Origin of the sequence: Nocardia sp. CA-120079 (assembly GCF_050955745.1) — a bacterium.
Taxonomy (GTDB): domain Bacteria; phylum Actinomycetota; class Actinomycetes; order Mycobacteriales; family Mycobacteriaceae; genus Nocardia.
The window spans coordinates 6893604-6915859 of sequence record NZ_CP192088.1 but is presented as its reverse complement, the minus strand read 5'-3'; the positions used below and the strand labels follow the sequence as shown (position 1 = coordinate 6915859).

The 22256-nt window shown below is 65.3% G+C and carries 22 protein-coding genes; 10 read left to right on the top strand and 12 right to left on the bottom strand.

Annotated elements, in window-relative coordinates; all coding sequences use genetic code 11:
• The first annotated feature begins 71 nt into the window (after positions 1 to 71).
• Entirely contained in the window at positions 72 to 1514 is a 1443-nt protein-coding gene (locus tag ACQPYR_RS31965) for a metallopeptidase (protein ID WP_433622586.1), read from the top strand.
• 4 nt (positions 1515 to 1518) lie between these two features.
• Here ACQPYR_RS31965 and ACQPYR_RS31960 read toward each other — a convergent pair whose 3' ends face one another.
• From ACQPYR_RS31960 to ACQPYR_RS31940, 5 genes are read right to left on the bottom strand one after another with little or no spacing between them, the layout of a single operon-like run.
• Positions 1519 to 2394, bottom strand: a complete 876-nt coding sequence (locus tag ACQPYR_RS31960; RefSeq protein WP_433622585.1) for an alpha/beta hydrolase — start codon at positions 2392 to 2394, stop codon at positions 1519 to 1521.
• On the bottom strand, positions 2391 to 3800 hold the full coding sequence (locus ACQPYR_RS31955; RefSeq protein ID WP_433622584.1) for a M20 family peptidase: 1410 nt from the start codon (positions 3798 to 3800) through the stop codon (positions 2391 to 2393). The genes ACQPYR_RS31960 and ACQPYR_RS31955 overlap by 4 nt, the downstream gene beginning before the upstream one ends.
• Positions 3797 to 5446, bottom strand: a complete 1650-nt coding sequence (locus ACQPYR_RS31950) for a CocE/NonD family hydrolase (protein WP_433622583.1) — start codon at positions 5444 to 5446, stop codon at positions 3797 to 3799. The genes ACQPYR_RS31955 and ACQPYR_RS31950 overlap by 4 nt, the downstream gene beginning before the upstream one ends.
• Before the next feature lie 57 nt (positions 5447 to 5503).
• Positions 5504 to 5920, bottom strand: coding sequence for a tRNA (N6-threonylcarbamoyladenosine(37)-N6)-methyltransferase TrmO (gene tsaA / locus ACQPYR_RS31945; RefSeq protein ID WP_433622582.1), 417 nt, complete (start codon positions 5918 to 5920; stop codon positions 5504 to 5506).
• 14 nt (positions 5921 to 5934) lie between these two features.
• On the bottom strand, positions 5935 to 6279 hold the full coding sequence (locus tag ACQPYR_RS31940) for a VOC family protein (RefSeq protein ID WP_433622581.1): 345 nt from the start codon (positions 6277 to 6279) through the stop codon (positions 5935 to 5937).
• A gap of 69 nt (positions 6280 to 6348) precedes the next feature.
• Here ACQPYR_RS31940 and ACQPYR_RS31935 point away from each other — a divergent pair, with 69 nt between their 5' ends.
• From ACQPYR_RS31935 to ACQPYR_RS31920, 4 genes are all read left to right on the top strand, one after another.
• Positions 6349 to 7191, top strand: coding sequence for a sigma-70 family RNA polymerase sigma factor (locus tag ACQPYR_RS31935; protein WP_433622580.1), 843 nt, complete (start codon positions 6349 to 6351; stop codon positions 7189 to 7191).
• Between the two features lie 78 nt (positions 7192 to 7269).
• Positions 7270 to 7716 carry a DoxX family protein gene (locus ACQPYR_RS31930; protein WP_433622579.1) on the top strand — a complete coding sequence of 149 codons (447 nt, stop codon included), beginning with the start codon at positions 7270 to 7272 and terminating at the stop codon, positions 7714 to 7716.
• Between the two features lie 144 nt (positions 7717 to 7860).
• Entirely contained in the window at positions 7861 to 8310 is a 450-nt protein-coding gene (locus ACQPYR_RS31925; protein ID WP_433622578.1) for a TY-Chap domain-containing protein, read from the top strand.
• A 42-nt stretch (positions 8311 to 8352) separates the two neighbouring features.
• Entirely contained in the window at positions 8353 to 9096 is a 744-nt protein-coding gene (locus ACQPYR_RS31920) for a DUF4191 domain-containing protein (protein WP_433622577.1), read from the top strand.
• 46 nt (positions 9097 to 9142) lie between these two features.
• On the opposite strand, the gene ACQPYR_RS31915 is transcribed toward ACQPYR_RS31920, so the two are convergent.
• Together ACQPYR_RS31915 and ACQPYR_RS31910 are read right to left on the bottom strand one after the other, a co-directional pair.
• Complete coding sequence (locus ACQPYR_RS31915) at positions 9143 to 9532, bottom strand: YrdB family protein (RefSeq protein ID WP_433622576.1); 390 nt, start codon at positions 9530 to 9532, stop codon at positions 9143 to 9145.
• 37 nt (positions 9533 to 9569) lie between these two features.
• Positions 9570 to 10100 (bottom strand): RDD family protein, encoded by a 531-nt coding sequence (locus ACQPYR_RS31910; RefSeq protein ID WP_433622575.1) that lies wholly within the window; start codon positions 10098 to 10100, stop codon positions 9570 to 9572.
• 252 nt (positions 10101 to 10352) lie between these two features.
• Here ACQPYR_RS31910 and glnA point away from each other — a divergent pair, with 252 nt between their 5' ends.
• The 3 genes from glnA to ACQPYR_RS31895 all read left to right on the top strand — a co-directional run bounded on the left by glnA (position 10353) and on the right by ACQPYR_RS31895 (position 13643).
• A complete protein-coding gene (gene glnA, locus ACQPYR_RS31905) occupies positions 10353 to 11789 on the top strand; it encodes a type I glutamate--ammonia ligase (RefSeq protein ID WP_387294815.1) in 1437 nt (478 codons plus the stop codon).
• Between the two features lie 229 nt (positions 11790 to 12018).
• Positions 12019 to 12411, top strand: a complete 393-nt coding sequence (locus tag ACQPYR_RS31900) for a hypothetical protein (protein ID WP_433622574.1) — start codon at positions 12019 to 12021, stop codon at positions 12409 to 12411.
• A 341-nt stretch (positions 12412 to 12752) separates the two neighbouring features.
• A complete protein-coding gene (locus tag ACQPYR_RS31895) occupies positions 12753 to 13643 on the top strand; it encodes a tyrosine-protein phosphatase (protein ID WP_433622573.1) in 891 nt (296 codons plus the stop codon).
• Positions 13644 to 13959: 316 nt separating this feature from the next.
• On the opposite strand, the gene ACQPYR_RS31890 is transcribed toward ACQPYR_RS31895, so the two are convergent.
• On the bottom strand, positions 13960 to 14511 hold the full coding sequence (locus ACQPYR_RS31890; RefSeq protein WP_433622572.1) for a hypothetical protein: 552 nt from the start codon (positions 14509 to 14511) through the stop codon (positions 13960 to 13962).
• A gap of 43 nt (positions 14512 to 14554) precedes the next feature.
• Complete coding sequence (locus tag ACQPYR_RS31885) at positions 14555 to 16762, bottom strand: elongation factor G-like protein EF-G2 (RefSeq protein WP_433622571.1); 2208 nt, start codon at positions 16760 to 16762, stop codon at positions 14555 to 14557.
• 536 nt (positions 16763 to 17298) lie between these two features.
• Between ACQPYR_RS31885 and ACQPYR_RS31880 the strand changes: the two genes are divergently transcribed.
• Together ACQPYR_RS31880 and ACQPYR_RS31875 are read left to right on the top strand one after the other, a co-directional pair.
• Complete coding sequence (locus tag ACQPYR_RS31880; protein ID WP_433622570.1) at positions 17299 to 17811, top strand: ester cyclase; 513 nt, start codon at positions 17299 to 17301, stop codon at positions 17809 to 17811.
• Positions 17812 to 18176: 365 nt separating this feature from the next.
• Positions 18177 to 19739, top strand: coding sequence for a hypothetical protein (locus ACQPYR_RS31875; RefSeq protein ID WP_433622569.1), 1563 nt, complete (start codon positions 18177 to 18179; stop codon positions 19737 to 19739).
• Between the two features lie 4 nt (positions 19740 to 19743).
• On the opposite strand, the gene lipA is transcribed toward ACQPYR_RS31875, so the two are convergent.
• The 3 genes from lipA to ACQPYR_RS31860 all read right to left on the bottom strand — a co-directional run bounded on the left by lipA (position 19744) and on the right by ACQPYR_RS31860 (position 22219).
• Positions 19744 to 20760: a lipoyl synthase gene (gene lipA / locus ACQPYR_RS31870; RefSeq protein WP_433622568.1), complete on the bottom strand. Its 1017-nt coding sequence runs from the start codon at positions 20758 to 20760 to the stop codon at positions 19744 to 19746.
• Positions 20761 to 20838: 78 nt separating this feature from the next.
• Entirely contained in the window at positions 20839 to 21573 is a 735-nt protein-coding gene (lipB, locus tag ACQPYR_RS31865; protein ID WP_433622567.1) for a lipoyl(octanoyl) transferase LipB, read from the bottom strand.
• 112 nt (positions 21574 to 21685) lie between these two features.
• A complete protein-coding gene (locus ACQPYR_RS31860) occupies positions 21686 to 22219 on the bottom strand; it encodes an N-acetyltransferase family protein (protein WP_433622566.1) in 534 nt (177 codons plus the stop codon).
• Positions 22220 to 22256: the final 37 nt, after the last annotated feature.

Below are 22256 nucleotides of genomic sequence, written 5' to 3'. Positions count from 1 at the left end.
GCAGGCGGCTGCCCCATCGGGTCGGGTTCGCCGAGGACGGACCCACAGTGAGTTCGGGGAGGAAAGACCTGATGAGGACTAGACGGCTGCGGTTCGGGGTGGTCGCGGTAATGCTATTGGTCGGCGCGGCGCTGGTCGGCTGCGACAGCAAGACGGGCCAGCCGGGGGCGAGCGCGGTGACCGCGGACAATCCGTGGGAGCTGACCGGCGCGGTCTCCAATAGCGGTCCGAGCGGCCCGCGCAGGGGGGTGCCGGACGCACCGCTCACCGCGGAGAACGGCGACGGCGGCGCGGTCGACAAACTCGCCCTCAACACCATCGCCGACCTGGAAGATTTCTGGAAGACCGAGTACGGCAAGAACTTTCCCGGCACCTTCAAGCCGGTGAGCCGCTACATCTCCTGGGATGCCAAGGCCTCCAAGGAGCAGGCGATCACATTCTGCAAGTCCAGCACCTATCACCTGGTCAACGCCGCCTACTGCAGCGTGGACCACACCATCGGCTGGGACCGCGGTGTGCTGCTGCCGCTGCTGCAGGAGAAGTACAGCGATATGGCGATCGTGATGGTGCTCGCGCACGAATACGGTCACTCCATCCAGGGGCAGGCCAAGATCGCCGGATTCTTCACCGGGACACTGGTGAAGGAGCAGCAGGCCGACTGCCTGGCCGGTGTGTTCCTGCGCCATGTGGCGGAAGGGAATTCGGCGCATTTCACGCTGAATATGACCGACGGGCTCAATGCGGTCCTCGGCGCGACCATCGCGGTGCGCGATACCGATCCGGATAACCCGAAGAATGTGCACGGTTCGGCCTTCGAGCGGGTGACCGCGGTGCAGATCGGCTACACCGACGGCGCCCAGGGCTGCAAGAAGATCAACAAGAAGGAGATCGAGCAGCGTCGGGGCACCCTGCCGACGACATATGAGGACGGCGAACAGGACGCCCAGCTTCCGGTCGACGTGGCATCGCTGACCAGCCTGAGCAAGGCGCTGGCGAAGATCTTCCCGCTGCAGCAGGCGCCGCAGTACGACTACAACGGGATCATCAAGAACTGCTCGAAAGTAACCGCCACCGAGCCGGTCTCGTACTGCCCGAGTTCGAACAAGATCGGCACCGATGTGCCCGAACTCGCCAAACGCGGCGGGGCGATGAAGGGCGACGACGAACCGCTCTCGGCGGTGGTGGACGGTGACTACAACGCATTCGCGGTCTTCATCTCGCGGTATGTCCTTGCGGTGCAACAGGAACGCAAGCTCTCGGTCACCGGGGCCGAAACCGCGGGATTGCGCACCGCATGCCTCACCGGAGTCGTGACGACCAAGCTGAGCGAGCCGGCCAGCGATCCGCGGCTGTCGGCGAACGATCTCGACGAGGCGGTCTCCGGACTGCTCGCCGACGGTCTGGTCGCCGGCGATGTGGACGGCAAAGTGGTGGCGAGCGGCTTCCAACGGTTGGCGGCGTTCCGCACCGGAGTCCTCGACGGCGAGCAGACCTGCCTGACGAACTACCGCTAGCGGCTCACTGGTCCGCTACGTGGGCCCGCAGCCACTCCAGGACATCGGCGAGCACCTTGTCCTGTTCGGGCTCATTGAAGACCTCGTGGTAGAGGCCCTCGTAGCGGATCACCGTGAGATCCTTCGAACCCGCGCCCTGCTCGATCAGATCGGTGCTCGACGGTGCCGCGATGGCGTCGGCGGTGCCGTGCAACACCAGCAGCGGCACGGTGAGCTGGTCCAGACGGCTCTTGACGAACTCGGTGGCATTGAGCATCTCCATCCCGGTTCGGGCCGGGAGCATGCCGCGGAAGACCAGCGGATCGTTGTCGTAGGCGCGCACCACCTCGGGATCGCGGCTGATCATCGACGAATCCAGTTTCAGCACACCGACATTCGGCGCGAACCGGGACAGCAGCGGACCGAGCAGGCGTTGCAGCAGATTGCCGACCGCGATATCCAGCGGCGGCGCCGACAAAACGATGCCGTCGACGTCGATCGGCGCGCGGACCGCCAGATACAACGTGATCAGACTGCCCATCGAATGCGCGAGCAGGAACCGCGGCACATCCGGATGTTCGCGGCTCGCGATCTTCAGCATCTCCGCGACATTGTCGGCGGAGCCGGCCATCGAACCGATATTCGCGTTATTGCCCGCTGACTTGCCGTGGCCGAGATGGTCGAGCGCGTAGACCGCGAAACCATTGTCCGCCAGTCGCTTTCCGACATGGGCATAGCGGCCGGAGTGTTCGGCGACGCCGTGCACGAGCACGATCACCGCATGCGCGGTGGTATCGGGAAGCCATGCGCGCCAAGCGATTCGGCTGCCGATGCCGTCGAATTGGCCCTCGGTGACCGGTGTCGGCTCGGCGGACTCGCCGGCCTTCGGATCGGTTGTCATGCATCGGCTCCTCGGGTAGGTGGCGGCGCCGCGAGCTGATCTATCAGCCGCCGGTTGAACTCGATGAGCCGAGCGTAGTTCACCAGGGAGATGCGCTCGTCGGTTCCGTGGATCGTTTCCACATCCGCCTTGGTCAGCAGGATGGGGGCGAAGTTGCAGCGGGTGGCGGCGAGGTCGTCGTAGTGCCGGGAATCGGTGGCGCCGGGGACGATGCCGGTGGTCACCGCGATGCCCGGCACGACGGACTCGGCCAGGCCCGCGATCATGTCGAATGCCGGGCCGGGCGGTCTGCCGGGGGAGGGTTCGGAGGTCATGCCGACGAGTTCGATCCGCACGTCCGCGTCGCGCACCACCCTACGGCAGTGTGCGAGCACCGATTCGACCGAATCGCCGGGCAGGATGCGGAAATTCACCAGGGCCTCGGCCTGCTGCGGCAGCACATTGGGTTTGACGCCGCCGCGGATGACCGTCGGCGCGGTCGTGGTGCGCACCATCGCCTCGGTCTGCGGACGGGCCGCGAGTATCCGGATGATCACCGGCGTGGCCAGTCCGGCGAAGCGGAGCAGGCGGCGGCGATATTCGGGCATGACGTGGCGCAGTCTGGTGACCATGTCGGACACCACCGGCGTCAACCGCAGCGGCATCGGATGGTCCTGGATTCGGCCGACCGCGCGGGCGATCCGTCCGACCGCGGTCTGTCTGCCGGGCATGGACGAATGTCCGCCCACCGCCGATACCGAAAGGCGAACGGTCGCATAGCCTTTCTCGCCCACCATGATCGAGGCCACCGGCCGGTCTATGCCGTCGGCGATATCGTCGAGGATGACGCCGCCCTCGTCGAGCAGCAGATCCGCGTGCACACCGGATTCGCGCAACCGTTGCGCCATGCGCACCGCGCCGTCATCGCCGAACACTTCCTCGTCGTGCCCGAATGCCAGATAGATGGTGTGCCGCGGGCGGATTCCGGCGGCGAGTGCGGATTCCACCGCCTCCAGAATGGCGATCAATCGGCTCTTGTCATCGATTGCCCCGCGGCCCCAGATGAATTCGTCGTCCACCACGCCCGCGAACGGCGGATGCGTCCACCGCTGCAGATCGTCGACCGGCACCACATCCTGGTGGGCGAGCAGAATCGCCGACACCCGATCCGGTTCGACGCCCGGCCAGCGATACAGCCTGCTGTGTCCGAACCGCTCCAATTCCAGTTCGGCGTGGACCAGCGGGAACGACTGTTCCAGGTGCGCGCCCAGCCGGACGAATGCTGAGTCGCTGGGTTCTGTGGGCTCCGCGGTATCCGACGGCTCGTAGGAAACCGTCGCGCAGCGCAAGGCCTGCGCGAGGCGTTCGGCGACGTCCGTATCGACGACCACCGGCGTGGGGTGGGTCTGCGCGGCGTTACCTGTCATCGAGGGCCGGCCGCATTCGGCAAGTTCATGGGCACCACTGCATTCAACACCTCGGGGCCGAGCGCGCGGACCTTCTGGTCGCGCCACTTCGCCCAGGCCTCGCTGGTCCCGCCGATGAGGTCGGGGGTACGCGGGGTGCTGAGCAGGGGCAGGTCCAGGCGCGCCGAGACGACGGTGACCTGGGCATTGGCGGCGGTATGGGACCAGACGTCGTCGACGACATCGGTGATCCGCACGCCGAGGCGGTGCCCGGCAATGATCGGCCAGTCCTGCGCCAACAGTCTGATCTCGGCGGTATCGGCGACCGGAGCGATGCCGCGGGTGATGATGGTGCCGCGGCCGTCGGCAGCGATATCGAATAGTTCGACCGCGACCGTCGCGGTCGGCGGACCGGACAGGCGCAGCGACGCCGTCGGAATTCCGGAGATGTGCTGGGTGGTGCTCAGCGGCTCGGAAATGGACCAGATCTCGCGATCGGGTCCGGGCAGCAGGCCGCGATCGGTATAGGTCCCGGTGCGCAGGTCGATCGGAATGCGGCGCGAGTCAGCGGGCGGCCATGCGGTTTCGGAGCGCCAACCGCCATCGAATTGGCCGACCGTCACGCGCGGGCCGGGCACCTCGATATCGCGGTCGGCGACATGCTTGTCGAAGAAGGCGAGTAATTGGGTATCGAAATCCGGTGCACCGCATTTGCTGTCGCAATCGCTGTGGCCCCATTGGCCGAACCAAGCGCGATGATCGCCGGGACCGAGCGCATTCCAGACGTCGAAGATGCGATACGCCCGGGTGTTGTAATCGAGAAAGCCCTGGCCGACGAACAGCGGAATGGTATTGCCGCGCAACTCTTCCACGAGATCGCGCTCACGCCAGAAAGCAGTGGTGGCGTCATGGTTGGTGGTGTTCGCCGCGAATTGCTCGTAGCACCCCGCCGAAACCTGGACGGCATTGGACTGGTACTCGGGGGAGTCGTCGGGTCGGCCCGGTGTGGAGGCGATGAGCAGGTGTTCGAAACCCGTCATCTCGGCTGGGCGAATGCCGCTCTCGGTGACCGGCTTACCGGAGAACTTCCAAGCGACACCCTGCATGTACATGTACGCGTACGGGTCGACATCGGGTCCGAACGCCGCGACGGCGGCCAAGCCCGCGGGTTTGGCGGCCAGCCCCATCATCCCGGTCCAGGCCTCGTAGGAGGTGCCGATCATGCCGACCCGACCGGTCGACCACGGCTGCCCCGACGCCCACTTCACGGCGGCAGCCACATCCGAGCGTTCGCCCGGCCCACCGAAATCCGGACATCCGGACGAGCCGCCGTAGCCGCGCAGATCCACGATGACGTAGGTATAGCCCGCATTCAGGAACATCGCGACGTGCAGGTCGTCGGTGGACGGCCCACCCTCGAGACGCGGCACGCTCAAGTAGGCGGCATGTGAGCGATACGGGCTGACGGTCATCACCACCGGCGTGCGCGTATCCGCGGAAATGCCCTGCGGGCGCAGGATATCGGCGTGCAGCCGGGTGCCGTCCGGCGCGGTGATGAAGCTCTGCGACCACTGGAACGGCACACCGACCGGGTCTGCCGCCGTCACCGGCGCCAGCACGCCGAGCATCAACAAAACACCGGCCACACCACGCAACAGCACAGTCACTCGAGAACTATCGACCGCTACTGGTCGATAGTCCAGCCCCCGGAACGGGGGTGTCACTCAGCGCTCAGCGGTCGGACCGAGCACCGGTTTCAGATCCAGCACCGGTGTGCCGTCGATTGCTTCCAAACCGTGCACGGTGAGCGTCGCCCCATCGATATCGGCGATCGTGACCCGATGCAGCCCGATCGGATTCGGCCGATGCGGTGCGCGCGTCGCGAACACCCCGGTGACCGGGCGGGTGCGGTCGCCGCGCGGATGCACCGCGAGCACCTCCCGATCCGCCCGGTGCAACCAGGTGAACACCAACACCTCGGCGCCGGGCCGCAAGCCCGCCACGCCCGCCGTGACCTCGGGATCGAGCACGATCTCGGCGGGCGGTGCGCCTTCGTCGCCTTGTTTCGGCGCATCCGCCGGATCGGTCAACGGTGAGCGCACCCGGCCGATCGGGCGCACGTCATAGGTCTCGTGGGGCATGGTTCGATCCTCGCCTACGGCTGCATCAGGCCGAAGACATTCCCGTCGGTGTCCTCGACCGTCGCGATCAGCTTTCCGCCGCCGACATTCGTCGGCTGCTGGGTCACCTCGGCACCGGCCTCGACCAGGGTGGCCAACTGTTTCTCGATGTCATCGACGGTCCAGTAGCCGATCGGGCCTGTCATACCCTTCTTGTGGCCGTTCGGGTCCAGGCCGACGTCCTGGCCCGCCACCCGGTAGCCGACGTAGTACGGGGTGTCGGCGGTGGGCTCCGAGCCGAATAGTGCGCCGTACACGCTCTTCGCCTTGACCAGGTCGGTGACGGGGTACACGATGGTCTGCAGTCCAGCGGTCATCATTCGCTCCTTGTTCGCGGTTGTGGTTTCCAGTTCACGTACATGACCAGCCCGAACGGGAGAATGTGACAAGTGGACGAGAAATTTCTTGCCGAGCGCTTCGAGGAGCACCGCACACATCTGCTCGCGGTGGCGTATCGCATGCTCGGCTCCGGCAGCGAAGCCGATGACGCCGTCCAGGAGGCCTGGCTGCGACTCAGCCGTTCCGATAGCGACGAGATCGAGAATTTGGGTGGCTGGCTCACCACCGTGGTCGCCCGGGTCTGCCTGAATATGCTGCAGTTCCGCAAGACACGGCGCGAGGAACCGCTCGACGAATTCGAACCGGTGCCCGATGTCGACGGCCCGGAACAGGAAGCGGTGCTCGGCGATTCGATCGGACTGGCCCTACTCGTCGTGCTCGACACCCTTGCCCCACCGGAGCGGCTGTCGTTCGTACTGCACGACATGTTCGCCGTGCCGTTCGACGAGATCGCGCCGATCGTCGGCAAAACTCCCACGGCCGCACGGCAATTGGCGAGTCGGGCGCGGCGGCGGGTGCAGGGTGTCAGAGCCGCCGCCGACCGCGATCGCCAGCGTGAGGTCGTCGACGCATTCCTCGCCGCCTCGCGCAGCGGTGAATTCGAGGCGCTGCTGACTCTGCTGGATCCGGATGTGGTGCTGCGCGTCGACGCCGCGGCCATCGCCACCGGTGCCGCGGGCGCGTCCGGTGCGAACGCTGTCGCGCAGACCTTCTCCGGCCGGGCCAGGGCGGCGCAGCTCGCGCTCATCGATGGACGGGCGGGCCTCGTGTGGTCCGTCGGCGGCCAACCGCGCGTGGTCTTCGATTTCACCGTGTCCGAAGGCCGGATCGTGGCGATCGATCTGCTCGCCGACCCGCAGACCTTGGAACTCATGGAACTGCAGGTGGGCTGAGCCTTGCCTGTCACATCTCGGGCCCCGCGCTGGTCAGGGGTGTGACAGCGGGAAACGCTCGCGCAGGCAGGAGAAACCATGAGCAACGCACGATCGATCGGCTACTGGACCACTACCGGGTTGACGGTGTTCGTCCTGGCATCGGGCGGTATCGCCGACCTGCTGCATCGCGGCGGGACCGCTGCGGGCATGACGGAATTGGGTTATCCGACCTATGTCATGACCATCCTCGGATTCTGGAAAGTGCTCGGCGCCATGGCACTTGCTGTCCCGCGATTTCCGTTGGTGAAGGAATGGGCCTATGCCGGTGCGTTTTTCGACCTGACCGGCGGATTCGCCTCGCATATCGCGCACGGTTCCGCCGCGAATCATCTGATCTACACCGGCTTTTTCGCGCTGTGCGTGGTGGCGTCGTGGGGATTGCGGCCCGCGAGCCGCAAGCTGGAGGTGCCCGTTTTCCGCGGGCTCGGCCGGGTTCCGGAATCGGAAGATGTGACGCCCCGGCGGATTGCCGCGACCATGTGACGAAGGAGCCTGTCGTTCGTGAGAACGGCAGGCTATCCGCTCTCGCTATCAGCACGGCGAAGGTCATGTTCGGTCAATAAGTTTCGGCTGGTGTCTCAGGTAGCTCGGCGTATGATCGGCCCAGTGCGAGTCCCCGGGGGGAGTATGAGTGAGCCGGTGACCACGGATTGGGACCTATTCGTGCGGTCGCTGGCACAGTGCCTGTCGGAACTACCTTCGCGGGCAACGCTGGTCATTGCCGCGCCCGGCAATCGATACGTCCAATTCGTGCAATACGACATCAAACTGTCCGTCGAATTGGCGGGCAATTCCTATCTCGCGCAGCCCATCTCGCCGACCGCTGAACGCATGCTGCGCGATCTCGGCTGGCGCGAACCCGTCGCACGGCGCGAGATCGACAATTGGACTCGCACCCTGCTCTGGCCACTGTCTTTGGACACTTTGCGCGGACTCGCCCGCTCGGTCGCGGTCGGCCTGCGTGACGCGCTCGGTGTCGGCACTCCTGCGGAGTTGCGTGCCATGGGGTGGACCGAGACCTCGGGTGATCTGGATCTCACCGCTTTAGGTGAGATCGCGCGTCGCGGCGTCAACTGACGCGGTGGGGGCACCCACCCGACGTGCCACTATCCTGTGAATATGGCAGTAGGCAAGGGCGGCACGCCGTCGAAGGAAGCGAAGGCCGCGGCTAAGGCGGCCCGCAAGCAGCAGTCGAAAGAACGCCGCCAGCAGCTCTGGCAGGCGTTCCAGATGCAGCGCAAGGAAGACAAGCTGCTGCTGCCTTTGATGATCGGCGCCATCGTCGGCATCACGGTCGTTTTCCTGGTGGTCGGCCTGATCTTCGGGCTGCAGTGGTTCCTGCTGCCGCTCGGCCTGCTGCTCGGTGTGCTCGTCGCGTTCATCATCTTCGGTCGCCGGGTGCAGCGGAATGTCTACGCCAAGGCCGAGGGCCAAGCGGGTGCGGCGGCCTGGGTGCTGGACAATCTGCAGGGCAAATGGCGGGTCAGCAATGGCGTCGCGGCCACCACTCAGATGGATGCGGTGCACCGGGTAATCGGTCTGCCGGGCGTCATCCTGATCGGCGAGGGTTCCCCGCAGCGGTTGAAGTCGCTACTGGCACAGGAGAAGAAGCGCACCGCGCGACTCATCGGCGACACCCCGATCTACGACATCATCATCGGCAACGATGAGGGCCAGATCCCGCTGAAGGAGCTGCAGAAGCACCTCACCAAGCTGCCCCGCAATATCGACGCCAAGCGCATGGACCTCATCGAGGGTCGCCTGGCCGCACTGAGTTCGCGCAGCGGTCCCGCACTGCCCAAGGGCCCGATGCCCGCGGGCGCCAAGATGCGCGGAGTGCAGCGCACCATCCGCCGGCGCTGATCCTGTTTGAAGGCCCGCATCCCATGGGATGCGGGCCTTCGCATTTCTAAGGAGTCGTTCCGGTTCGCCCGACGCCGAGCAACCAGGTGATCCGGTCGTAGCCGACGACGTGGTAGACGACGAGTACCGCGGTGAAGACCAGGGCCCAACGCGGCAGCCCCGCGAGCCAGAATGCGGCCGCGCCACCGAACAGCACCATGATCTCGACCAGCAGCCGGACCCAGCCGTCCACCGCGACCGGGGCATTTCCGCTGCGGCTCGGATCGCCGGGCACCGCGAACGTGCCCCAAGCCGCGGCGGCGGCAAGCGGCAGCACTACAACCAGCACGTAGCGCCAAGGCGAATCGAACGCGAGCCAACCGCAGACCGCGAACGACGAAATGGCGGCGAGTTCGAGGAACAGGCGGACCGCCAGCATGACCGGATTCAGAGACACCGCCGGAGCGTACTGTTCCGACGCCCGCCCGGAGGTACTAGCGCGAGCGGACGACCGCGGTGCCGGTGGCGCGGTCGTGCATGCCGCGACCGTCGGCGTCGGTGAACAGTGCCGGAACCACGAAGACCAGTAGCACCTGGCGGGCCAGCGCGCGCAGGACGCCGACGGCCACCGGTGCATCGACGCGGATGACGCGCAGGCGCAGGAAGTACTGCCCCGGCGTATACCCGAACAACGACACCGCGACGACGCCGATCACGAACCAGACGAGCAGGTTGGGAGTCGTGAGCGCACTCACAATCGCCTCGAAATTCGACGGGCGCGGCTTCCCGGCCGGAATATCCATGCCGGCGATGATCTTGTCCGGGTTCGGTCGAACGATGATTGCGGTCACACCGAGCGAGATGAACCAGTCCACCACGAGCGCGACGATCCGCCGCAACATGCCGACCAGTGACCCCGCGCCCGAGCGCGGCAGACCCAGGTGCTGACCGGGGAACTCGGGGGTTGCCGGATCGCCCGGGTCGGCCGAAGGTCCGGAGAGCCAGGATCCGCTGATGCGTGCCATGATCCCCAGAATAGGCCTCTACGACCGGTCGTAGGACACCGCATTAACCCGAGTGACCTCGGCGGGCGCTGGTAAAAAGGACAGGATTACGATGCTGTTCGAGCCCGGGTGGCCATCAACACCCGGCCAGCCGCACGTGTAACACTGGCGAAACACAGCCTTGATTGCTGGGAAACATCGCGTCCATAGCGTCTGGACGCGACGAACCCATGCAATCGACACTGGCTGGGAACCGATCCGTAAGGAGAACAAGTGACGTTCAGCACGGCCGACGAGGTCATCAAGCACATCAAGGAAGAGGAAGTCGAATACGTCGACATCCGCTTCAGTGATCTTCCGGGTGTGCAGCAGCACTTCTCGATCCCCGCGAAGGCTTTCACCGCTGACCTCGCTGAGGAAGGGCTAGCGTTCGACGGCTCCTCCGTCCGTGGCTTCCAGTCCATCGACGAGTCGGACATGCTGCTGCTCCCCGACTTCAGCACGGCGCGCCTGGACCCGTTCCGTCAGGCCAAGACGCTGAACCTCAACTTCTTCGTGCACGACCCGTTCACCCGGGAGGCCTACAGCCGCGACCCGCGTAACGTCGCGCGCAAGGCGGAGGAGTACCTGAAGAGCACCGGCATCGCCGACACCGCCTACTTCGGTGCCGAGGCCGAGTTCTACATTTTCGACTCCATCCGTTACGACTCGGGCATGAACGGCGCCTTCTACGAGATCGAGTCGATCTCGGGCTCCTGGAACACCGGCGCGGAGTTCAACCCGGACGGCACCCTGAACCGCGGCTACAAGGTCCGTAACAAGGGCGGTTACTTCCCGGTCGCCCCGTACGACCACTACGTCGACCTGCGCGACAAGATCTCGACCAACCTGCAGAACGCGGGCTTCGAACTCGAGCGTGGCCACCATGAGGTCGGTACCGCCGGTCAGGCCGAGATCAACTACAAGTTCGGCACCCTGCTCGGCGCGGCCGACGACCTGCAGCTGTTCAAGTACATCGTGAAGAACACCGCGTGGGCCGAGGGCAAGACCGTCACCTTCATGCCGAAGCCGCTCTTCGGCGACAACGGCTCGGGCATGCACGTGCACCAGTCCCTGTGGAAGGACGGCAAGCCGCTGTTCCACGACGAGGCCGGCTACGCGGGCCTGTCGGATCTGGCGCGCCACTACATCGGCGGCATCCTGCACCACGCCCCGTCGCTGTTGGCGTTCACCAACCCGACCGTGAACTCCTACCACCGCCTGGTCCCGGGCTACGAGGCCCCGATCAACCTGGTGTACTCGCAGCGCAACCGCTCCGCCGCGGTCCGCATCCCCGTCACCGGCAACAACCCGAAGGCCAAGCGCATCGAGTTCCGTGCGCCCGACTCCTCGGGTAACCCGTACCTGGCCTTCGCCGCCATGATGATGGCCGGCCTGGACGGCATCAAGAAGAAGATCGAGCCGAAGGCCCCGGTCGACAAGGACCTCTACGAGCTCCCGCCGGAGGAGGCCAAGGGCATCCCGCAGGCCCCCACCAGCCTGGCTTCGGTCATCGACCGCCTCGAGGCCGACCACGACTACCTCACCGAAGGTAACGTGTTCACCCCGGACCTGATCGAGACCTGGATCAACCTCAAGCGCGAAAACGAAATCGCGCCGGTGAACCTGCGTCCGCACCCGTACGAATTCGAGCTCTACTTCGACGTGTAAGTCGGTCGCTGCGCAGATTCGCTTCTGCGTTGAAGGCATGGAGCCCCATCCGTTTCGACGGATGGGGCTCTGTCGTTTTCCGGGGGCTTTCCGTCAGAAGTCCTGGCTGTAGTGGGTAATCGCGCACCACACCGGTTCGACCGCAAGGCGTTTCGGGAACCGGGATGTACGGGGGGTAGATGAGCGAAGTTTCGGTGGAGCCGGAGAAGCTGCGGACCACGCCACGAATGTGGAAAAGATCGGCCAGTCCCTGTCGCAGGAATTGGAAGCGGCACAGGCGGTTTCACTGCCGACCGACGCGTTCGGAAAGCTGTGCGCCTTTCTCCCACCGTTATTCGTGGATGCGGTGGAGATCGATGCGATCGAATCAGCGCAAACGGCATTGGGGGAGGACGGAGGCGAAGCTGTCGGCGGCGTCACCGCAGCGAAGGCGGCCTCCGATGCGGTGCGCATGGCCGGTGGAATCGTCGCAGCGGTCCGGATGGTGGTCCGCGACCTCGTCGCTCGAGCGGTGGGCCGTTTGGCAGCGTGGGCGGCCGAAGAAGTCTTCTCCTTCAGTGTCGCAACACCTTTGGTAGCCGCATGGTTCGCGGCCGAAGGCGACCGAGGACATCTCGACTAAGCCGTCGAGTACAGACACTTCGACCAAGCCGTCGAGTACGACGCCTGAGTCGAAGCCGACGGAAATGTTGCCGAAGCAGAGCGATTCACCAACGTTGCTTCAGTCTCCGCCGCAGTTGGTCGCAACCTGTATACCGTGCGGCTGCTTTCGGGTAGGCATATACTTCTTCGGCACAGCCGCAACCGATCTCGGGGTTTCGCTCGCAAGCCGGGGTGTTCTGCGCCGAAGGAACAGGCTCAATCCCATTGAACGGCACGGGAATACCGGTCAGTGGGGTAACCGCGGCGGGATCGGTGGGAAGTCGCGCACGAGGGGTGGGGTGGGTTCTACTGTCCCGCGCCATGAGGATTTCACTTGTTTCACTGATAGGTGCTGCTGCGGCGGCGTTGGCGTTGACTGCGACGGGGGTGCAGCCTTCGGCGGTGGCCGAGCCAAGTGTTGCGGCGGTCGGCGGGAAGATCGATTTGCAGGGGGCGGTCAATGTTCGGGATATCGGGGGGTATCGGACGTATGACGGCGGGAAGGTCAAGGCGGGGAAGGTTATTCGGTCGGATTCGTTGGAGAAGTTGACGGACTCCGATGTACAGAAGTTGGGAACCCTGAACCTCAAAGCCGTTATTGATCTGCGGACGCCGGCGGAGGTGCAGTTCGCGGGGGCCGACAAGGTGCCTGCGGGGGTGCAGAAGGTGGCGCGGCCGATTGATGACACCGGGTTGTTCCAGCAGATGTTGGCGGCGATTCAGTCTCGGGATCCGCAGAAGCAGGAGGAGCTGCTCGGGAACGGGAAGGCCGAGGAGATCATGGCGAACGTGTATCGGAGTTTCTTCACCGATGATTCGCGGGCGAAGTTCGGGCAGACGATTCGGGATCTGGCGGCGACCGATCGGGCGACGCTGTATCACTGCACCTCGGGTAAGGATCGGACTGGCTGGCTGACGTATGTGGTGTTGCGGGCCGTCGGGGTGCCCGAACAGACTGCGCGGCAGGATTATCTGCTGTCGAATCAGTATCGCGCCGCGGCGGATGCCAAGTTGCGCGAGCAGGTGAAGCAGGCGGGTCTGATGCAGAATCCCGATCTGCTCATTCCGCTGCAAGTGGTCAGCGACGAGTACCTGGATACCGCGATCGCTGCGATGGAGCAGGCCTATGGCGATTTCGGGAAGTTCCTGACGCAGGGCCTGGGCCTCGACGGCGGCACCCTCGTACAACTGCGGAAGAACCTGGTGAGCTAGCGAGAACGGTTCGGGCCCATCCCTTTCCGAGGGGGTGGGCCCGCCGCACGTTCAGCTCGGCGCAAACGCTTGTCCACCGCGCTCGAATCTCATTGTCGGCGGGCAATTCACGATCGCGCAGCTTCAGTGCGACCAGCCGCGGGAGGCGCGGATGCCGTGCGAGGCACACCGCGCCCACTCCGCCTTCCATATCTACGGCAAGACATCATCCAGCACTCGGCCCTTCTACTACCGCCAATCGTATCCGCGGCCGAACACGCGAGCCGTCGCAAAAACATTCACGATCGCGGACACCGTATCTGGACGACAGCGGAGTTCAGATCGGGAGCACCATGTGGACTATCTCCCACAGCGAGACACCGCCGGTGCCGAACGCCGCAACCAAGGCGTAGGCGATGAGCGCATCCTGCGCAGTCGGCTGTTGAATGGTTATCTCGTGGTCGCGTGATGTGAACGGCAACGCCCACACCACATCGATCTGGTGCGTCCCCGTCAGCATGAATTCGCCGAGTACATGATCGCCCTGGTGTTTTTGCCCCAGCATCAATGTGCTGGAGTGCAGATTCGTCGGCATCAGCCGCCAAATCTTGCCGTCGACCTCGGCGATCGCGCGATAGGTCCACCGATAGTAGAAATGCCCGCGCCCGACCGTCAATCTGATGGGGCGATCATTGATCGATGCCCGTAGGTGCTTGGCATTGCGCGTACCGATGGGCACGCGCTGGCGTGTGCGCGGACCGATGCGTTCGATGGTCACCACGGTGGCATCGTCGAATACCGGTGTGGTTACTACTCTTTCGTCGGTCCGCGTGATCACGATCTTGCCGAAATGCTCGGTATCGACAACGAAACGCTCTGGTTTGATCAACCGGCTCCTTCGACGCTAGCGAATCATCCTGTGGCGCTTGGTATCAGCCCGATTTCCCGGCCTGGGCGCGGACCGCGCCCGCGAGCGCGTTCGGCATCGGTTCGTGCCGGATATACGAGCGCGTGAAATCACCCGCACCATGTGAGATGGAGCGCAGATCTATTGCGTAGCGGGTGAGTTCGAGTTCGGGCACCTCGGCGTGGATGCGGGTGCGGCCGGTGCCGTGCGGTTCGGTGCCGAGGACGCGTCCGCGGCGTCCGGACAGATCGCTGAGTACCGGACCGACATAGTCGTCGGTTACCACCACCCATACTTCGGCGATCGGTTCGAGCAGGTCGATACCGGCGGCGGCCGCGGCCTCGCGCAGCGCGAGCGCGCCCGCTGTCTGGAATGCGGCATCGGAGGAATCGACCGAATGCGCCTTGCCGTCGAAGAGAGTCACGCGCATATCGACGAGCGGGTATCCGGCCGCCACTCCGCGCCCGGCTTGGGCGCGGACACCCTTCTCCACCGACGGAATGAATTGTCGCGGTACGACTCCGCCGACCACCCGGTCGACGAATTCGATGCCCGAACCGCCCGGCAGCGGTTCCACTTCGATCTCGCAGACCGCGTACTGTCCGTGCCCGCCCGACTGTTTGACGTGCCTGCCCTTACCGGTCGCCTTGCCCGCGAACGTTTCTCGCAGCGCGACCTTGTGATCGATCACGTCGACCTGCACGCCGAACCTGGTGCGCAACCGCTCCAGCGCGACATCGCGGTGCGCCTCACCCAGACACCACAGCACGATCTGGTGGGTGTCGGGATTCTGTTCCAGCCGGATCGCGGGATCCTCGGCTGCCAGCCGGGCCAGGCCGCTGGAGAGCTTGTCCTCATCCGCTTTGCTGCGTGCCTGAATGGCGATGGGCAGCAGGGGATCCGGCATCTGCCATGGTTCGATCAATAGCGGTGCGGCGGTGCCGGACAGGGTATCGCCGGTTTCCGCGTGGCTCAGTTTGGTGACATAGGCGATATCACCGGCGATGGCCTGGCCGAGTGGACGCTGCTGTTTACCGAACGGTGCGGTGATGGCGCCGATGCGCTCGTCCACATCGTGGCTCTCGTGGCCGCGGTCCTCCAGGCCGTGACCGCAGACATGCACGGTGTCGTCGGGTCGCAGGGTGCCCGAGAATACGCGAACCAGCGAGACCCGGCCGACATATGGATCCGAGGCGGTGCGGATCACCTCGGCGGCCAAGGTGCCGTCCGGATCGCAGTGCAAAGGTGTCGGCGCCGCGCCGTCGGAGGTGTTGATCGCCGAGACCGCGTGTTCCGACGGTGTGGGAAATCCGCCGGTGATCAGCTCCAGCAGTTCGATGGTGCCAAGCCCCTGTTTGGCCCCTTCCGGGGCGGGCGCGCCGAACAGGACGGGATGGAAGCTGCCCCGGGCGACCGCGCGTTCGAGGTCCTCGACCAGCGCCGCCAGCTCGATCTCCTCACCGCCGAGATAGCGCTCCATCAGGGTTTCGTCTTCGCTCTCGGCGATGATGCCCTCGATCAGCCGGTTGCGCGCGTCCTCGAGCAGCGGCAGTTGATCGTCGGACGGTTCGCACTGGACCTCCTCGCCGGAGGAGTAGTCCGCGATGCAGTGTGGCAGCAGCTCGACCAATCCGGTCACCGGGCGATGACCGTCCGGACTCTTCGGTCCGTACACCGGAAGATGCAGCGGCAGAATGTTTTCCGAGGAACCGCCGCCGAGTACCTGTCGACAGGTCTCGGTCATCTCGTCGAATTCGGCGCGTGCGGTGTCGAGGTGGGTGATCACGATGGCCCGCGGCATCCCGACCGCCGCGCACTCCTCCCACAGCGCGCGGGTCGCACCGCTCACGGCCTCGGCGCCCTCGGCCGCCGAGATGACGAACAGGGCCGCATCCGCCGCACGCAGACCCGCGCGCAGCTCACCGACGAAATCGGCGTATCCCGGGGTGTCCAGCAGATTGATCTTTATCCCGTGCCACACCATCGGCACCACCGACAGCTGCACCGATCGGTGCTGGCGGTGTTCGATCTCGTCGTAATCCGATAGCGACGTCCCGTCCTCCACCCGGCCCGCGCGATTCACCGCGCCCGCCGTGAGCGCCAACGCCTCCACCAACGTGGTCTTACCTGATCCGCTGTGCCCGACCAGCACTACATTCCGGATGTCCTCCGGTCGCTGTGCCGTCACACCTTTACCGTTGGTCCCTGCGGACGCACTCGCTTTCTCGACCATGTGTCTCGCTTTCTCGGTCGACACTTACGGTCCTTCGAGCTTCCCACCAGCGGTCGCATCGCGTGCACGGATCGGGCGATCCGATGCGTTCATTTGCGTTCGGGTTGGCGTGTACCTGGGGTTCAGCATCCGGCCAGACGCGGCCCAGGGGCTGTGTAAGTGTGCGATGGGACAGGTGTGGTCGGCTGTTGCGCGTAATCGGGTACGACAGCTCAGGGCGCGAGCCGTTCCGGCAAATTGGTCGACCGACCAGTCTGCACGAGGCTGGTGACGTGCGGCGCGTATGTGACCGCCGGGGTATCCACCCGCAGGTAGACATCATGCGAGCACGGGACAGCTCCGTTGCCCCTTACCTCGCGTACGAAAGAGGCGCACAATGATTGCGGTACACCGGTTTCAGGGTTTGTGATCGGCGGGTAGCTGATGTCCGCCGATGACATTCGGACGGGCATCTGCCGTGATGAGAGCGTCCACATACCGGGTCGCGGCGCCTGGATCCGCTGCTGGCATCGCGGCCGCGCGCCAAACCACACTCGATGCCGGGCATCGCGAATGCTGCCTGTAGCGACTACGGCCGCCGCCAGTTCGGCACCGTCAATCGAAAGGGAAGCGCCATGTCAGAGCAGAACAAGGCCACCGCCAAGCGCATCTTCGACGCATGGAACGCGCGAGATCTCGATGTATTCGACGAGGTGATCGCGGCTGACTGCATCAACCACGATCCACAGAACCCGTTCGCCGAGGTCCATGGCCCCGACGGCTTCAAAAGGCTCGTGCAGATGTATCTCGCCGCGTTCTCGGATCAACGGTTCTTGGTCAACGAACAGATCGCCGAGGGCGATTTCGTCACTACCCGATGGACGGGGACAGGCACCAACGACGGCGAGATGATGGGCATGCCACCGACCGGCAAATCAGCGGTCGTTCAGGGAATCACAATCAGTCGCTTCCAGGACGGCGAGATCGTCGAAAACTGGGTGTGCTGGGACACGCTCGGGATGATGCAGCAACTCGGTGTCGTCCAGGCGGCGCACTCTGCAACAACCTGACTTGCACCGTATCCTCGCTGCTGTCGGATAAAGTCAAGTGCGGCAGTGAAATTCGAGTGGGCGGTTGGGTGCGCCCACTCCGCGCACCTCGCCAGAATTCGGCGGCTCGTCCGCGCGGCTGCCGCTCTTGACGATGTCTTCGGGGGAGAAGACTCGACTCGCCGGGGGGATCCGGCCTCCTCTCAACCGACAACACCGACCCGGCGGCTCGCCGCGACACTCCGGTCTGTCGCCGCCACGCCGGTGTAGTGACACCTTTTGTCGCCAAAACCACACTCTTACGGTGCCTTTCGAATTCTCGTCAGGCGGTCGCGCTGAATACCGTTGGTGGGTCGACTGTGCGGACGAGAGGGAGGGTGACCTCGATGCTGGTTGTCAACGAACGGGCGGCGGTTACGCGATCCGAGCAGTGCGTGCTCGACTGGATGCGAACGTGGACCGGTCAATATGTCATTGTGGGGCTTGCCATTTCGGGATGTCACCGGCCCGATCGCAACTCCGAGGGGACTGTGCGGGAGGCGGGCCTGGTGGTGTTCACACCACGCGCGATGGTCGTGATCGAAGCCGAGGAGGCTGCCGCCGAGGTGGCTACCGGGGTTTCGGGCCAGGCCGGCGGGCGCTCGCGGCTCCTCGAGTTCCAGGGGGATCCGGTTCCTGTCCGCGATTGCGACACCAGTCCGTTCGACCGAGTGACGAGCCATGTGCTCGATCTCGAGGAGTTGGTGCGCAAGCGGCATCCGGACGCCTTCGTCGATGGATTGGTCGTGGTCGTGCCACCTCGGGACGCGTCGGTCGTGCTGGATATCGAAGGGTCCGAGCATGGCAACTGTGTGGTCCTCGGTTCGTCGGCCGGGTTGCGGGCTTGGTTTCATCGGACGGCGAATCGGAAGCTGATCTGGACCGCGGAGCAAGTACACGCGTTACTCGGCGAGCTTCACCTGTCGCACGTGGTCACCGTCGAGGATCTCGCGGCCGAGGGATTTCCGTCGGAGTCGGGACGTCGTATGCGTTCGGAATCCAGGGCGCTGGTCGGCGCTGTCCGCGCATCTGCTCCGCTCGGTGCTATCTCGGCTTCGGTCGACAGTTCGAGTGTGGCTGCCGGACGGCCGGATGCGGATGGGCTTTCCGAACCACGGTTCGAGTCGGCCCTGCCGCGGCCTTCCGATATCACCGAAGTTCTTGTCGACGATCATTCGACAACGACGGTGGACAACTCGACGGCGCTGGTCGCAGCGGTATCACTGTCGAAGCACGATGGGCCGCAGTCTGTTTCGTCCGCGATAGCGGATACGGGGACGGTATCCGCCGGACTGCAGCCGCCTCCCTCGGCTCCGTACCCGCCATGGCTGGCAGCCGACATCGTCGGGGCTCAGGCGAGGGGTGCGCAACGCTCGCGGCTTGCGGTTCGCTCGGATGCGGGGCGTTCGCACGTATCCGTGCTACCGGCAGAGCCGGAACCGATCGCCGCTGTCGATGCCGATCAGGCGCAGTCGGCACCGTCGTCGTCGCCCGACGCCGACGCGTGGTCGTCGTGGGTCGACTCCGCCCCGCAATCGATACCGACTCCACCACAGGCTGAGCCGGAACCCCTGCGGCTGGCAACCCCGCGGCCGGCAACCCCGCCCGCCGCGGAGCGGTCGACCCAGGATTTGTTCCGCCGACGGGTGTCCGCAGTGCGCAGGCGTACTTCGACCGCGCTGGCGAAAGGAGTCGAGCTCATTCCCGGCCTCCCGCAACATCTCGCGACCTTGCTGATCGTCGCGGTTGTCATCGGCACGATCTGGATCCTGGTTTCCGCGGGCGTGAACGAGCGCGGTAGCGCCGTTCAGCCGCGCCCCGTGTCGAGTACTGAACCAGCTGCCCCGCTGGCACCGCAGGCTCCGGCTCAGCCCGAACCGCAGTGCTTCCCGTTCCAGCCGGGATGTTGATCGACTAGCCGCCGAAGCGGGCCAATACGGAGCTGGCCTCCTGTGCGGCGGTGCCCTCCTGTGCGAGATGCGCCATGGCAGGGGAGATTTCGCGGCCGTGGTGGGCCATTGCCTGGGCGTAGAGGCGGCCCGCGCGGTACGAGGAGCGGACCAGCGGCCCGGCCATGACACCGGCGAATCCGATTTCCTCGGCCATGCGGGAGTGCTCGACGAATTCCTCGGGCTTGACCCAGCGGTCCACCGGATGGTGGCGCGGCGATGGCCGCAGGTACTGGGTGATGGTGAGGATGTCGCAGCCGGCCTCGTGCAGGTCGCGCATGGCCTGGGTGACTTCTTCGGGCGTTTCGCCCATACCGAGGATCAGGTTCGACTTGGTGACCAGGCCGTCTTCGCGGGCGACGGTCAGCACGGCGAGGGAGCGCTCGTAGCGGAACGCCGGACGGATGCGCTTGAAGATGCGCGGCACCGTCTCCAGGTTGTGCGCGAGCACCTCGGGGCGTGACGAGAAGACCTCGGCCAACTGCTCGGGGACCGCGTTGAAGTCCGGGATGAGCAGTTCGACGCCGGTGTTCGGGTTCAAAGCCTTGATGGCGCGGACGGTTTCGGCGTAGAGCCAGGCGCCGCCATCTCCGAGATCGTCGCGCGCGACGCCGGTGATGGTGGAGTAGCGCAGGCCCATCGCCTGGACGCTTTCGGCGACCCGGCGCGGCTCGTCGCGATCGAGTGCGGCGGGCTTGCCGGTGTCGATCTGGCAGAAGTCGCAACGGCGGGTGCACTGTTCGCCGCCGATGAGGAAGGTGGCCTCACGGTCTTCCCAGCATTCGAAGATGTTGGGACAACCCGCTTCCTCGCACACCGTGTGCAGGCCTTCGCGTTTCACCAGGCCCTTGAGTTCGGTGTACTCGGGGCCCATCTTGGCTCGGGTCCGAATCCATTGAGGCTTGCGCTCGATCGGGGTCTCCGCGTTGCGCGCCTCTATGCGTAGCAGTTTGCGTCCTGCCGGTGCTGAAGCTGAGGTCACTCGATCGACCTTACGCCTGCCGCGCGCCACCGTCGGATGCAGTCCGTCACTGTCTCGGGCAACGCGACAGCAGCCGGCTCATTCGGCTTTCGCGGGCTCCACGGCCGGTGCGGCGCGGACGATATCGCGTGCGGTCACCGGGAGTTCGCCATTGAGCGCGCGGGTGATCGCATCGGCGACGAGCGGCTTGACCTCGGCCACCGTGACCTCGCGACCGAGTTCGCGCGTCAGCGTGGTGACACCGGCGTCGCGGATGCCGCAGGGGACGATCGCCTGGAAGCCGTCGAGCGCGGGATTGCAGTTGAGCGAGATGCCGTGCAGCGCGACGCCCTGCTGTACCCGCACGCCGATCTGGGCGACCTTGCGCTCGGAGTAGAGCTCGGTCGCGGCCAGCCAGACACCGGAGCGACCCTCGACCCGGCCGCAATCCAGGCCGAGGCCGGTGCAGACGGTGATCAGCGCTTCTTCCAGCCTGCGCACGTAGTGCACGACATCCACCGGCTCGGCCAGCCGCACGATGGGGTAGCCGACCAGCTGGCCCGGTCCGTGCCAGGTGATCTTGCCGCCGCGATCGACCTGCACCACCGGGCTGCCGTCGATCGGCAGATCCTCGGCCTCGGTGCGGCGCCCAGCGGTGTAGACCGACGGGTGCTCCAGCAGGAGCAGATGGTCGGAGCCGTCCCCGGCGGCCCGCTGCGCGGCAATCGACCGCTGCATTTCCCAGGCGCTGTGGTAATCGATGAGTCCGAGATCCTCGACCACGATCGGGGTCGTATCGAATCTGGCGGACCAGGTGGTGCGCGTGTCGTTCACGTCCTCGACGGTACGCCGAGTGTGTCGATTCGATAAACCAACCCGATGTGGGCGATGCCACATGGTTGCCACGTTTGGCATCGGTGCAAGTGGGCGCGCTGGTCCGTGCGGCTCAGTCGCCCTCGACCGGCAGGGTGAGTTGCATCAGCGTCAGGTCCATCCAGCGCCCGAATTTGCGGCCCACTTCCGGCAGTTCCCCGACCGTGCGGAATTCGAATCGCTCGTGCAGCGCGATCGAACCGGTATTGCCGGATTCGATTGCGGCGACCATGGCGTGCACGGTACCGGCCTGGCGGGCACGCTCGATCAGCTCGGTGAGCAGGGCACTCGCAATTCCGCGGCGGTGGAAACGGTCGGCGACGTAGACCGAATTCTCCACGGTGAAGCGGTAACCCGATCGGGTCCGCCATGGGCCGTAGCTGGCGTAACCGGCAACCTCACCGCCGATATCGGCGACCAGAATCGGCAGCCCGGCGGCGGTGCGGTCGCTGAACCAGGCGCGCCGATCGTCGAGATCGACCTGCTCGTGATCCCAGATGGCGGTGGAGGTAGCGATATTCGCGTTGTGGATGACCAGGATCTCGGGCAGATCGCCCGCGCGCGCGTCACGGATGACGGTGGCACCTCGGGTGTCTAGCTCAGTCATCGATCTACTCCGTGGGGACGCTTGGCAATTGGCTCCG